The sequence below is a fragment of the Rhodococcus sp. NPDC056516 genome, assembly GCF_042794655.1.
Taxonomy (GTDB): domain Bacteria; phylum Actinomycetota; class Actinomycetes; order Mycobacteriales; family Mycobacteriaceae; genus Rhodococcus_F.
In genome coordinates, this window is sequence record NZ_JBHTTG010000001.1 from 894,621 (window position 1) to 907,964 (window position 13,344).

Genomic DNA, 13,344 nt, shown 5'->3' on the forward strand with positions numbered 1-13,344 from the left:
GGTTGGGCGAACATCCGAATTGCTCGATTGCCGCATTTGTGTGTTAATGACTATGGAAATGTGCGGTTTGCTCTCTTCGGCGTGCTCGGGTGTGTAGGTGTGCGCCCGGCGGGTGCGTCCGAATGGTGCATCGGCATCGGTACCAGGCGGGTATCGATGCCGGCCGCGCACGATCCACGTGAGTACGTGGTCAGTCGAGCGAAGGTAGTGACATGGGCAGCAAACAGGGTCGTCGGACGTCGCGGGTTGCCGTGGCAATCGTCGGAGCGGTGGCTGCCGGCCTCGCACTCGCCGGACCTTCCGCGGCTGTTCCTCTCTTTCCCGGTGGACCCGACATTCCGTTGCCCGTGATCCCCGGCGTTCCGTACCTCGACCCGGCAATTCCGGTTCCGGGCATCCCGGGTACGCCGATTCAGGCGCCCATCGGTGCACCCAACTTCTCCGCGCCGTCGCTCAACCCGTCCGCGGGCGAGACCGTCGGCATCGCGCAGCCGATCATCATTCGTTTCAACGAGGCCGTCGATGACCGTGCCACGGCAGAACGCGCTATTCGTGTGACCACCAATCCGCCGGTCGAGGGCAACTTCTACTGGATCAACAACAGTCAGGTCCGTTGGAAGCCGGCACAGTTCTGGCCGGCGAACATCTCCGTGACCGTCGACGCCGGTGATTCGCACTCCACGTTCAACATCGGTGACGCACTCGTCACCGTCGCGGACGACAACACCAAGCAGGTCACCGTCACCCGCAACGGCGAGGTGGTGCGCACCATGCCGACGTCGTTCGGCAAGCCGGGACACGAAACACCGAACGGCACGTACATCGTCGGCGAGCAGCTGCGTGACATGTACATGGATTCGTCCACGTACGGCGTTCCGATCGATTCTCCGGAGGGCTACCGCACCTACGTCGAGTACGCGACACGAATCTCCTACAGCGGCATCTTCGTCCATGCTGCTCCGTGGTCGGTTGCGCAACAAGGTTTCACCAACGTCAGCCACGGCTGCCTCAATGTCAGCACCGAGAATGCCAAGTGGTTCTTCGAGAACGCAGGCAAGGGCGACCCGGTGATCGTGCAGAACACCGCAGGTGGAGTCCTCAGCGGCGCTGACGGATTGGGTGACTGGAACCGCTAGACCTCGTCGACGAAGGCCCTGCGCGAGAAGTATTCGCGCAGGGCCTTTTTCGTGTCGCGTTCAGCTCGAGTGTCTTGTACGTTCACCATTCATTCTTTGCGGGCGGTCAGACTGCCTCAGTGAGATCGAGTCCGGAAAGAACGCTGCCCACTTCAGGCAAGCCAGGTCTGTGGGGCAGACCATGGCGTGACTACGCGCTCTTTGCGCTCTTGGTAGGTCCCAATCTCGCGTTGCTGATCTTGTTCACCTATCGTCCGTTGGTCGACAACATCCGACTTTCGTTCTTCGACTGGAACATTGCGGACCCGAAGGCGACGTTCATCGGTCTGAGTAACTACCGCGAGTGGTTCGGACGAAGCGACACCTGGCAGATCGTCACCAACACAGTGGTATTCACGTTGGTCACCGTCGTGGGTTCGATGGTCATCGGCTTGGCGTTGGCCATGCTGCTCGATCGCAAACTCGTCGGACGAAACCTGGTCCGATCGGCAATCTTCGCTCCCTTTGTGATCTCCGGTGCAGCGATCGGTGTGGCGTTTCAGTTCGTCTTCGACCCCAACTTCGGATTGATCCAGGATCTCCTGCACCGCGTCGGACTCCAATCGCCCGACTTCTATCAGGATCCCCACTGGGCACTGTTCATGGTGACGGTGACGTACATGTGGAAGAACCTCGGGTACACGTTCGTCATTTATCTCGCTGCGCTGCAGGGAGTTCGGCAAGAGTTGAACGAAGCCGCTGAAATCGACGGCGCCAAGCCGTGGACAAAGTTCCGCCGCGTGCTCCTGCCTCAGTTGCGCCCGACGACGTTCTTTCTCTCCATCACCGTCATGCTCAACTCGCTCCAGGTCTTCGACATCATCAACGTCATGACCCGAGGTGGCCCGCTGGGGACGGGGACGACGACGATGGTCTACCAGGTTTACAACGAGACGTTCCGAAACTTCCGGGCGGGCTACGGCGCGACGGTTGCCACCATCATGTTCTTGATCCTGCTGATCATCACCGTCTACCAGGTTCGTGCCATGGATCGGGGAGAAGAGAAATGACAGCGGTAGAGGAAAAGAAAAGCGCTGCTCCGACTTCCGTCGTCCGGCCGGGCCCGGACCGCAGGAACGTGGATCGGCGTGAGGTCGGCGTCAAGATCCTCGGCTACGCGGCAATGGTGATCGCCTTGGTCATCATCGTCCTGCCGCTGTACTGGATCGTGATGACTTCGTTCAAGGAGCGACCGGAGATCTACACCCAGCCGGCAACGTGGTGGCCGTCGTCGTTGCATCCCGAAAACTATTCCGAAGCAACGACATCGGTTCCGTTCTGGATGTTTCTGCGAAACTCGATAGTGATCACGACGATCCTGTCCGCGGCGAAGTTCGTTCTGGGGACGCTCAGTGCCTACGGATTGGTGTTCCTGCGCTTCCCGGGGAAAAACTTCGTCTTTCTCGGCATCATCGCAGCGTTGATGGTTCCGAACCAGATCACCGTGATCTCGAACTACGCGCTCGTGGCAGAGTGGGGATGGCGTAACACGTTCCAGGGCATCATAGTTCCGCTCGCGGGTGTAGCCTTCGGTACGTTCCTCATGCGCAACCATTTCCTCTCGATCCCTTCGGAGATCATCGAGGCGGCGCGGATGGACGGCGCCGGCCACTGGCGACTGCTCTGGCGCGTGGTGCTTCCCGTGTCGGGGCCGACGATGGTGGCGTTCGGCATCATCACGGTGGTGAACGAATGGAACGAGTACCTGTGGCCGTTCCTCATGTCCGACGATTCCTCGGTAGCGCCGCTGCCGATCGGATTGACCCAACTGCAGAACAACGACGGACTCACCAACTGGGGTCCGGTCATGGCAGGAACGGTGCTGACGATGCTACCGATCCTGGTGATTTTCCTTCTGCTGCAACGACACATGATCAAGGGCCTCACCTCCGGTGCGGTCAAGGGCTGACAGCTTTCCCGTCACATTTCTTTTTCGAGGAGCAGTAATGGCAAACATGAACAGGCGTGGTTTCTTGAGCCTCGGCGGAGCAATCGCCGCCGGCGCCGCACTGACCGCGTGCGCGGGTTCCGGGGGGTCGAGCGCTGATGCTGCGGGAACATCCGGTGCTGCGGGTGATTCCAACACCATCACCTTCTGGTCGAACCACCCGGGTAAGTCCACCGACGTGGAGAAGGAACTGATCAACCGCTTCCAGACCAAGTACCCGGACCTGAAGGTCAACTTGGTGGACGGTGGCAAGAACTACGAAGAGGTGGCACAGAAGTTCAACGCTGCACTCTCCGGCGGAGATGTTCCCGATGTGGTTGTGCTGTCGGATGTCTGGTGGTTCAACTATGCACTGGCCGGGGCAATCGAGCCGCTCGACGGACTCTTCTCCGAGGTGGGCGTCGACTCGGCCGACTACGTCGATTCGCTGCTCGCCGACTACCTTTTCCAGGGTAAGCACTATGCGCTTCCCTACGCTCGGTCGACGCCGTTGTTCTACTACAACAAGGCGGTCTGGTCGCAGGCCGGCCTTCCCGACCGTGGGCCCGCGACGTGGCAGGAGTTCGACGAGTGGGGACCTGAGCTGCAGAAGGTCGTGGGCAATGGCAAGTTGGCACACGGGTGGGGCAACGCGAAGGATTACCTCGGCTGGACCTACGAAGGCCCCATCTGGACGTTCGGCGGCTCGTACTCCGACCAGTGGAATCTGCAGCTCGACAACGAGAAGACCATTGCCGCAGGGCAGTTCCTCTCCAGCATGATTCACGACAAGAAGTACGCCGCGGTCTCCACCGACATCGCCAACGAATTCGGTACCGGCATTCTGGCGTCGACCATTGCGTCGACGGGTGATCTGTCCGGCATCAAGAAGACTGCGAACTTCGACTTCGGCACCGCTTTCCTCCCCGCCGTGGACGGAACTCCCGGTTGCCCCACCGGCGGCGCCGGGCTCGCCATCCCGTCCAAGATCTCCGATCAGCGGAAGAAGAACGCGCTCAAGTTCATCGACTTCATCACCAATGGCGAGAACACGGCGTACTTCTCGCAGAACGTCGGCTACATGCCGGTCCGCAAGTCGGCAACGTCGGAGCCGAGCATGAAGGCGTTCCTCGACGCGAACCCCAACTCCCGAACCGCAGTGGATCAGCTTGCGCGCACGCGCTCGCAGGACTACGCACGCGTGTTCGTGCCGGGTGGAGATCAGATCATCGGTACCGGACTCGAACAGATCGCTCTCCAGAAGGCCGACGTCGCATCGACATTCGCCGGCGTCGCGACCCAGCTGCAGCAGATCATCGACCGGCAGATCACCCCCAAGCTGCCGAAGTAGTAGGAGAGAACACTCATGGCCAACGTGCAATTCGCGGGAGTAACGCACCGCTACGAAGGAACCGATCGACCGGCAGTCGACCGTCTCGACCTCGACATCGCCGACGGTGAGTTCCTGGTACTCGTAGGACCTTCCGGTTGCGGTAAGTCCACCAGCCTGCGAATGCTCGCCGGTCTCGAATCCGCGTCGGACGGCCGGATCGAGATCGGCGGCACGGACGTCACGCACCTCGCTCCGCGAGCACGTGACGTCGCCATGGTGTTTCAGAGTTACGCGCTGTACCCGAACATGACCGTCGAACAGAACATGGGTTTCGCGCTCCAGAACGCGGGAGTAGGAAAGGCCGAGCGACGGGAACGGGTACTCGAGGCAGCACGGATGCTCGAACTCGAACCGCTCCTCGGACGTAAACCGGCAAAGCTGTCGGGCGGGCAACGTCAGCGAGTTGCCATGGGTAGGGCCATCGTTCGCCATCCCAAGGTGTTCTGCATGGATGAGCCGCTCAGCAATCTGGATGCCAAACTGCGCGTCAGTACGCGGTCACAGATCGCCGCCCTGCAACGTCGGCTCGGCACCACAACGGTCTACGTCACCCACGATCAGGTGGAAGCGATGACGATGGGAGACCGGGTGGCGGTCATGCTGGACGGTCGCTTGCAGCAGGTGGCGAAGCCGCGCGAACTCTACGACAACCCCGTCAACACTTTTGTGGCCGCCTTCATCGGGTCGCCGGGCATGAACTTGATCGAAGCGCCGGTCGAGGGCACCGTCGCAGTGCTCGGTGATCTACGGATACCGCTGCCCACCGGGGCGTCCGAGCGGGAACGGGTCGTCGTGGGAGTTCGCCCGGAGTCGTGGGATCTGGTGGGAGCGTGGCGAAGGGGCTCGCTGGCCGTGGATGCCGACCTGCTCGAAGAGTTGGGCGCCGAATCGTTCGTGTACGCGAAGGGGTCGCCGGATTGCCAGTGGCAGAGCCGATCCGGACGGATTGTCATCCGCGTCGACCGGAAGATGTCCGTGACACCAGGAGAGTCGCTTCACCTGCTGCCCAAAGCAGGTGAGGTGTACTTCTTCTCCGCGGAGACCGGGGTCCGTCTGTAGCGATACTGTGTGCGGCATGACCGTCGCACGTTCGCTGCTGTTGTTCGTTCTCGCCGCGCTGCTCGAAATTGGGGGCGCGTGGTTGGTGTGGCAGGGAATTCGCGAGCACAAGGGTTGGATCTGGGTAGGGCTGGGCGTCATCTCGCTCGGCCTCTACGGCCTGGTCGCGACCATGCAACCTGATGCCAACTTCGGCCGTATCCTCGCCGCGTACGGCGGCATCTTCGTTGCGGGGTCGCTGCTCTGGGCAGTGGTGATGGACGGATTTCGCCCGGATCGCTTCGACATCGCCGGTGCGCTGATCTGTCTGGTCGGTGTCGGGGTGATCATGTACGCCCGGTAGGGCCTTCGGCCCCGTGCGCGCTCAGGGAGTCCAGGGGGTCCTTAAGCGCGCACAGGGGCTTGCCCCACTTACCAGATCTTCACACGCTTCTCCGGCTCCAAATACAGTGCGTCACCGGGCTTGACGTCAAACTCCTCGTGGAACGTGTCGAGGTTGCGGACGACGCCGTTGCACCGGAACTCCGGCGGCGAGTGCGGGTCGACGGCCAGGCGGCGAAGCGCTTCGGCCTCCCGAGCCTTGGTGCGCCACACCTGCGCCCAACCGAAGAACACGCGCTGCAAGCCGGTGAGTCCGTCGATGACCGGCGGTTCGGTACCTTCGGTTGCGATCTTGTACGCCGCGATCGCGATCGACAGTCCGCCGAGGTCGCCGATGTTCTCGCCGATCGTGAACTCGCCGTTGACGTGGTGGCCTGGCAGTTCCTTCGGCTCGAAATCGTTGTACTGCTCGATGAGAGCCTTTGTGCGCTTGCCGAATTCGCTGCGATCCTCGTCGGTCCACCAGTCGACCATGTTGCCGTCGCCGTCGTACTTCGCGCCCTGATCGTCGAAGCCGTGACCGATCTCGTGTCCGATGACTGCGCCGATGCCGCCGTAGTTGGCAGCGTCGTCGGCTGCCGCGTCGAAGAACGGCGGCTGGAGAATGGCTGCGGGGAAAACGATTTCGTTCATGCCCGGGTTGTAGTAGGCGTTGACGGTCTGCGGTGTCATGAACCACTCGTCACGGTCGACGGGGCCGCCCAGCTTGGCCAGGTCACGGTCGTACTCGGCGGCGTATCCACGACGGTAGTTGCCCACCAGGTCGGTAGCCGAGATCTCGAGACCGGCGTAGTCCCGCCACTTGTCGGGGTAACCGATCTTCGGAGTGAACTTCTCGAGCTTGGCCAATGCGGCCTCACGCGTCTGCGGGCTCATCCACTCGAGGTCGGAGATGTTGCGGCGGTACGCCTCCTGCAGGTTTGCGACCAGTTCCAGCATCCGGGTCTTGGCCTCGGCGGGGAAGTGCCGATCGACGTAGAGCTTGCCGACGGCCTCTCCGAGCAGATCCTGAACCAGGCTGACCCCGCGCTTCCAGCGCTCACGGTTTTCTTCGGTCCCGGACAGCGTGGTGCCGTAGAACGCAAAGGTTTCGTCGACCAGGGCCGAATGCAGGTAAGGGGAGCGGGCATGAAGCACCTTCCACGCCGCCCACGCCTTCCAGTCGTCGAGTGACTCCGACGCCCACAGAGCGGTGAAGGTGTGCAGGAAGTCCGGCTGACGGACGACGATCTCGGCGAACTTCTCCGAATCGGCGCCGAGACCCGACAACCACGCCGCCCAGTCCAACCCGGGGTTCTGCTCGGTCAGTTCCTCGAAGCCCACGAGGTTGTAGCTCAGATCTGCGTCACGACGCTTGACGACGTCCCAGTGCCCGGCCGCGATCTTCTTCTCGAGTTCGAACACACGCTGTGCGTCGTACCCGACGCCGGCGAGGGTGAACATCTTGTCGATGTGCGCGACGTACTTCTCGCGGATTTCCGCGTAATTGTCCTCGCGGTAGTACGACTCGTCGGGCAGGCTGATGCCCGACTGGCTGAAGTGAATCAGGTATCGCTCGGAGTTCTTGGCGTCGGTGTCGACGTAGTGAGAGATGGCGCCACCGACGCCGACGCGCTGGTGGCGTCCGATCACGGTGGCGAGCGACGACCGGTCCGGCGCATCGGCGACGGCGTCGAGCTCGTCGTCGATCGGGTTCAGACCAGCTGCTTCCACGGAATCGGCGTCCATGAAGCTCGAGTACAGGTCACCGATGCGCTGAGCATCGGTACCAGCGGCGGAGTTGGACTCCGCAGCTTCGGTGATGATGGTTTGTACGTCTTCTTCGGCCTTGTCATAGAGCGTGCGGAACGCCCCATCGACGGCGCGGTCTGCCGGAATCTCGTATTCGGCAAGCCATTTTCCGTTGACGTGGACGAACAGATCGTCCTGCGCCCGTGTGTCGCCGTCGAGGTGGGTGAGGTCGATGCCTGAGCGATGAGCCGTGGTCATTTCTCCATCCTTACACGATCATGACGAACTGCTCGGTGTGTGCATGATCGCTCCGAGCCCCAGTTCAACTATTGCGCTGGGCAACGTCGGTATGGCATGGCACGATCGATTACGTGACCAGCAGACCTGCCGCAGATCCGCACCTGCAGGACCTCGCGCGACTACGACGCGTTCGTGACCGTATCGACCGCGAGTACGCACGACCTCTGGACGTGGAGGCGCTCGCGCGGGGAGCGAACATGTCTGCGGGGCATCTCAGTCGTCAATTCCGCCAGGCGTACGGCGAACCTCCGTACGCCTACTTGATGACCAGGCGAATCGAGCGAGCGATGGCGTTGCTGCGGCGCGGAGACCTCAGTGTCACGGACGTCTGCTTCGAGGTCGGTTGCAGCTCTCTCGGCACTTTCAGCAGTAAGTTCACCGAATTGGTGGGGGTTCCGCCCAGTGTCTATCGGCGCGAGGCCGAGCAGTCGACGGCCGGAATGCCGTCCTGTGTGTCGAAACAAGTCACCAGACCGATCAGGAATCGAGAAGCGCAGACCCCACAACCGCAATTAACGTGATCGCCATGGACATCACCATTCACTCGAGTTTCCTTCCGCAGGACGACCCCGATGCCGCCCTGAACTTCTATCGCGACACGCTCGGCTTCGAGGTTCGCAACGACGTCGGCTACGACGGGATGCGTTGGATCACCGTGGGGCCGCCCGGCCAGCCCGGCACCTCCATCGTGTTGCATCCGCCGGCCGTCGATCCCGGCATCACCGACGAGGAGCGCCGCACCATCATCGAGATGATGGCCAAGGGCACCTACGGCGGACTTCTCCTGGCCACGAAAGATCTGGACGACACGTTCGAGCGGCTTCAGGCCGGCGACATCGACGTCGTGCAGGAACCGACCGAGCAGCCCTACGGTGTTCGAGATTGCGCCGTCCGCGACCCAGCGGGAAACCTGATCCGTATTCAAGAACTGCGCTGAGACCGTCAACTGCGCTGAGACCGTCGGCGATCGACTGACAGATGGAGACACGATGACTGCCCTGCACACTGCAGACAGCCACGATTTGATCCGCGTGCAAGGTGCGCGGGTGAACAATCTCGAAGACATCAGTGTCGAGATCCCGAAGCGGAGGCTGACGGTCTTCACCGGCGTCTCCGGTTCGGGGAAGAGTTCGCTGGTGTTCAGTACGATCGCCGCGGAATCGCAGCGGATGATCAACGAGACCTACAGCGCTTTCGTTCAAGGATTCATGCCGACACTCGCGCGGCCGGACGTCGACGTTCTCGACGGCCTGACCACCGCGATCATCGTCGATCAGCAGCGGATGGGCGTCGACCCTCGTTCGACTGTCGGAACCGCAACCGACGCCAACGCGATGCTTCGCATCCTGTTCAGCCGTCTCGGAAAGCCTCACATCGGTTCGCCCCAGGCGTTTTCGTTCAACGTCGCCTCCGTCTCCGGAGCAGGCGCGGTCACCATGGAACGTGGTGGCCGTCAGACGAAAGAGCGTCGCAGCTTCAAGATCACCGGCGGCATGTGCCCGCGGTGTGAGGGACGAGGGGCGGTCAACGATTTCGATCTGACCGCGTTGTACGACGACACCAAGTCGCTCAACGAGAGTGCGATCACGGTCCCCGGTTACAGCATGGAGGGTTGGTACGGCCGGATCTATCGCGGCTGCGGCTTCTTCGATCCCGACAAGCCGATCAAGAAGTACACGAAGAAAGAACTGAACGACCTTCTCTACAAAGAGCCGACCAAGATCAAGGTCGAAGGAATCAATCTGACGTACACGGGTCTGATTCCGCAGATTCAGAAGTCGTTCCTGGCCAAGGACGTCGACGCGATGCAGCCCCACATCCGGGCTTTCGTCGAGCGCGCGATCACGTTCACCACCTGCCCCGAATGCGACGGCACGCGACTGAGCGAGGGGGCGCGGTCGTCGAAGATCAAGGGCGTCAACATCGCCGACGCCTGCTCGATGCAGATCAGTGATCTCGCGGAATGGGTCAGCGGACTGAAGGAACCTTCGGTCGCGCCGTTGCTCACGACGCTCGGTGAAACGCTCGACTCGTTCGTGGAGATCGGGCTCGGCTACCTCAGCCTCGATCGGCCGTCGGGAACCCTCTCCGGCGGTGAAGCTCAGCGCACCAAGATGATTCGTCACCTGGGTTCCTCGCTCACCGACATCACGTACGTATTCGACGAGCCCACCACCGGTCTGCATCCGCACGACATCGCCAGGATGAACGACCTACTGCTGCGCCTGCGGGACAAGGGCAACACGGTGCTCGTGGTCGAGCACAAGCCGGAGACGATCGTGATCGCCGACCACATCGTCGACCTCGGTCCGGGCGCGGGCAGCGCCGGCGGAAACGTCTGCTTCGAGGGCACCGTCGACGGTTTGCGTGCCAGCGACACCGTCACCGGCCGTCACTTCGACGACCGGGCCGCAATCAAGGAGACCGTGCGCGAGTCCACTGGCGCAATCGAGATTCGTGGAGCGAACTCGCACAACCTGCAGGACGTCGACGTCGACGTACCGCTGGGCGTACTGGTCGTGGTCACCGGTGTCGCCGGGTCGGGCAAGAGTTCGCTGATCCACGGCTCACTCGCGAAACGCGAAGACGTGGTGTCGGTCGATCAGAGCGCGATCCGTGGCTCGCGTCGGAGCAACCCGGCAACGTACACCGGGCTGCTCGACCCGATCCGCAAGGCATTCGCGAAGGCCAACGGCGTGAAGCCTGCGCTGTTCAGTGCCAACTCCGAGGGCGCCTGCCCGACGTGCAACGGCAACGGCGTCATCTACAGCGACCTGGCGATGATGGCCGGCGTTGCCACTCTCTGCGAGGAGTGCGAGGGCAAGCGCTTCCAAGCCGAGGTACTCGAATACAAATTCGGTGGCAAGGACATCAACGAGGTTCTCACGATGTCGGTGGCAGAGGCCGAGGAGTTCTTCGGCGACGGTGAGGCCAAGACCCTCGCTGCGCACAAGATCCTTGTCCGACTGGTCGACGTGGGGCTCGGATACCTCACGATCGGCCAGCCACTGACGACGCTGTCGGGCGGTGAGCGTCAGCGCATCAAGCTGGCAACGCACCTGGGCGAGAAGGGCGGTGTGTACGTTCTCGACGAGCCGACCACCGGACTGCACCTGGCCGATGTCGAGCAGTTGCTCGGCCTGCTCGATCGACTCGTCGATTCCGGCAAGTCAGTCATCGTCATCGAGCACCACCAAGCGGTGATGGCGCACGCCGACTGGATCATCGACCTCGGCCCTGGTGCCGGTCACGACGGCGGCCGGATCGTCTTCGAGGGCACTCCCGAGGAACTGGTCGCCGACGGCTCCACCCTCACCGGAAAGCACCTCGCGGCATACGTCGGCGGCTGACCTGGCTCCTACCTCAGGCGTCGATACCCAGGTTGATGACGGCGAGGTAGGAACCGTCCGACTGCTTTTCGACGGTCATGAGGCCGGTGTCGTCGTAGATGCCGTCACTGGCGTTGTTCGTGTTGTTCTCACGACCGGTGTGCTCGCTGTACGGGGACTGCGAGTACACCTCGTCGAGGAGCGTCTCGTCGAAGAAGGTCTGCGACGTGAGGACCGTTTTCTTGTCGATGTGCACCTTGACGTGGATGTGCGTCGTGCGGCCCATGTACCAGCCGGGGAAGATCGTGGTGAACTGCGCGATGCCGTTTGCATCGGTGGTCTGGGCCCCGCGTAGGTAGGTGCCGTCGTCGGTGGTGGTGGCTTCGGTGTCGCCGACGCTGTACGAACCGTCCGACGTCTCACCGGAACCACCCATGCCGCCGCCCATCCCGCCGGGTGCGCCTGACGGAGGTTCCCCCATTCCGCCGCCGGGTGCACCTGACGGAGGTTCCCCCATTCCGCCGGCCGGGGGAGTTCCGCCGCCACCGCCGCCGTTGGCGCTCAGGGAACCGGATTCGAAACCGGAGTACACGCCGCCGGCGTCGCAGTGCCAGATCTCGACGACGGCGTTACCGACCGCGCCGATACTGCCGTCAGCGTTGCACTGGCTGTTGTCCTGCACGCGCATCGCCACCTGCAGCGTGGTGCCCGGACGGTCCTCGCGGATGTCGCCGCGAATGGAGTCGACGTCGAACCAGTAGGGGCCCTGTGTCTCTTCCTTGCTCATGACGCACTGCGGTGCCTTGGCCAGAAGTGCGGTCACGGCGTCGCCGGACGTGGCCGCAGCGGAAGTGCCGGAAGCTGTTGTCGTTGATGCGGCCGCAGCCGAAGTCGTCGTGGCGGTGCCACTGTTGCCGGAACAAGCTGCGATGAGCCCGCCCAGGCTGATGGTTCCGCCGAGTGCGAGGGCCCGTCGACGGCTCACGCGTAGCCGGCTTGCTTCGATGTCTTTGTTCACGCCGCTGTACCTCCATTGTGTGGGCTGTTGTCTCAATGGTGGACGGGCGACCTGGTTCGGAACTGGTTATCCGCTGTGAACTTGCTGGGAGAGCATTTGAATGCTCGAGGTGGCACGCACGTAGACCTGTCCGCCGGCGTCGACGATGCGAGTTTCGATCAGTGCGAGCCTGCGCCCGGCACGAATCACGACGGCCTCGGCGCGCATGATCGGCCCACCGATGTCGGGGGAGCGCAGGAAGTCGATCTTGTGGTCGAGGACGCGATAATCCTGATCGACGCTGGTCAGCGTCTGCGCTGCCAGACCGGTGATGGCATCGACCGCCGAGATGAGGACACCTCCCTGAACGGCGCCCAACGGGTTGGCCATCCAGGCGACCGGGGCGAACTCGCCTACGACGGAACCCGGGGTCACGTCGACGACCGCAAGATCGAGGAGCCCGGCGAGCGGACCGCGTTCGAGTTTGCCGTCGCGGATTCCTTCGACGACGTCGGACCCGGACAACCCGCTCAGGTTGCTTGTCTTCTCCGGCGTCGGGACGGGCAGCGGCTCACCCTCCACATAGTCGTCGATTCCCACGACGGGAGGACGCGAGACCACCATGGCGCGGCCGGCCATCACTGCCAGGAGCGAGCCGTTCTCGTCGCGAAGTTGACCGGACGCGAGCCCGACGCCGTCGTCGAGATGCACGAGTGTGCCGGTGGCGCCGACGTCGGCGACAGCGGGGATGTCGGCGCCCGCACTGACTGTGACCTGCGCGAGCACGGACTGATGGCCCGAGGTCAGTCCCGAGTACACCGCGCCGCCCATGGCACCGTCGATCATGACTCCGACGGAACCGAGCACGGTCTTGCCACGGTGATCGTGGAATCGCTCGCCGACGGCCTGCGCGAAGGCCAGGTCCCCGGGCACGACCGACACGGCGCGCACACCCATCAACGTGTTGAGTGGGTCAAGTTTCTTGACGGGCGCGGCGGAGTTGTCGATGCTCATGCGTCGAGTATCTCCAGCGCACCCAGTCTTGCCGAGAC

At 62.7% G+C, this 13,344-nt stretch carries 12 protein-coding genes; 9 read left to right on the plus strand and 3 right to left on the minus strand.

The annotated features are described in order from the left end of the window. The first annotated feature begins 212 nt into the window (after positions 1 to 212). From ACFQ6Y_RS04305 to ACFQ6Y_RS04330, 6 genes are all read left to right on the plus strand, one after another. Complete coding sequence (locus ACFQ6Y_RS04305) at positions 213 to 1,136, plus strand: Ig-like domain-containing protein (protein WP_378446693.1); 924 nt, start codon at positions 213 to 215, stop codon at positions 1,134 to 1,136. A gap of 74 nt (positions 1,137 to 1,210) precedes the next feature. Next, the gene (locus tag ACFQ6Y_RS04310) at positions 1,211 to 2,185 is read left to right on the plus strand and encodes a carbohydrate ABC transporter permease (RefSeq protein WP_378446692.1); all 975 of its coding nucleotides are present in this window, start codon (positions 1,211 to 1,213) and stop codon (positions 2,183 to 2,185) included. Continuing rightward, complete coding sequence (locus tag ACFQ6Y_RS04315; RefSeq protein WP_378531745.1) at positions 2,182 to 3,084, plus strand: carbohydrate ABC transporter permease; 903 nt, start codon at positions 2,182 to 2,184, stop codon at positions 3,082 to 3,084. Before ACFQ6Y_RS04310 ends, ACFQ6Y_RS04315 begins: the two co-directional genes overlap by 4 nt. Positions 3,085 to 3,121: 37 nt before the next feature. Beyond that, a complete protein-coding gene (locus ACFQ6Y_RS04320) occupies positions 3,122 to 4,453 on the plus strand; it encodes an ABC transporter substrate-binding protein (protein WP_283302725.1) in 1,332 nt (443 codons plus the stop codon). Between the two features lie 15 nt (positions 4,454 to 4,468). Then, positions 4,469 to 5,554, plus strand: coding sequence for an ABC transporter ATP-binding protein (locus ACFQ6Y_RS04325; RefSeq protein WP_378629400.1), 1,086 nt, complete (start codon positions 4,469 to 4,471; stop codon positions 5,552 to 5,554). A gap of 16 nt (positions 5,555 to 5,570) precedes the next feature. After that, positions 5,571 to 5,897 carry a YnfA family protein gene (locus ACFQ6Y_RS04330; protein WP_003940244.1) on the plus strand — a complete coding sequence of 109 codons (327 nt, stop codon included), beginning with the start codon at positions 5,571 to 5,573 and terminating at the stop codon, positions 5,895 to 5,897. A 68-nt stretch (positions 5,898 to 5,965) separates the two neighbouring features. On the opposite strand, the gene ACFQ6Y_RS04335 is transcribed toward ACFQ6Y_RS04330, so the two are convergent. Beyond that, positions 5,966 to 7,924: a M13 family metallopeptidase gene (locus ACFQ6Y_RS04335; protein WP_378629404.1), complete on the minus strand. Its 1,959-nt coding sequence runs from the start codon at positions 7,922 to 7,924 to the stop codon at positions 5,966 to 5,968. Positions 7,925 to 8,037: 113 nt separating this feature from the next. Between ACFQ6Y_RS04335 and ACFQ6Y_RS04340 the strand changes: the two genes are divergently transcribed. The 3 genes from ACFQ6Y_RS04340 to ACFQ6Y_RS04350 are packed head-to-tail and all read left to right on the plus strand — an operon-like array spanning position 8,038 to position 11,316. Next, on the plus strand, positions 8,038 to 8,487 hold the full coding sequence (locus tag ACFQ6Y_RS04340; protein WP_378629407.1) for a helix-turn-helix transcriptional regulator: 450 nt from the start codon (positions 8,038 to 8,040) through the stop codon (positions 8,485 to 8,487). 5 nt (positions 8,488 to 8,492) lie between these two features. Then, positions 8,493 to 8,903, plus strand: a complete 411-nt coding sequence (locus ACFQ6Y_RS04345) for a VOC family protein (RefSeq protein ID WP_209909792.1) — start codon at positions 8,493 to 8,495, stop codon at positions 8,901 to 8,903. A gap of 52 nt (positions 8,904 to 8,955) precedes the next feature. Continuing rightward, entirely contained in the window at positions 8,956 to 11,316 is a 2,361-nt protein-coding gene (locus ACFQ6Y_RS04350; protein WP_378629411.1) for an ATP-binding cassette domain-containing protein, read from the plus strand. Between the two features lie 13 nt (positions 11,317 to 11,329). Here ACFQ6Y_RS04350 and ACFQ6Y_RS04355 read toward each other — a convergent pair whose 3' ends face one another. Beyond that, a complete protein-coding gene (locus ACFQ6Y_RS04355) occupies positions 11,330 to 12,313 on the minus strand; it encodes an intradiol ring-cleavage dioxygenase (protein WP_378629415.1) in 984 nt (327 codons plus the stop codon). A 66-nt stretch (positions 12,314 to 12,379) separates the two neighbouring features. Continuing rightward, positions 12,380 to 13,306 carry a PaaI family thioesterase gene (locus ACFQ6Y_RS04360; protein WP_378629418.1) on the minus strand — a complete coding sequence of 309 codons (927 nt, stop codon included), beginning with the start codon at positions 13,304 to 13,306 and terminating at the stop codon, positions 12,380 to 12,382. Between the last annotated feature and the right edge of the window lie 38 nt (positions 13,307 to 13,344).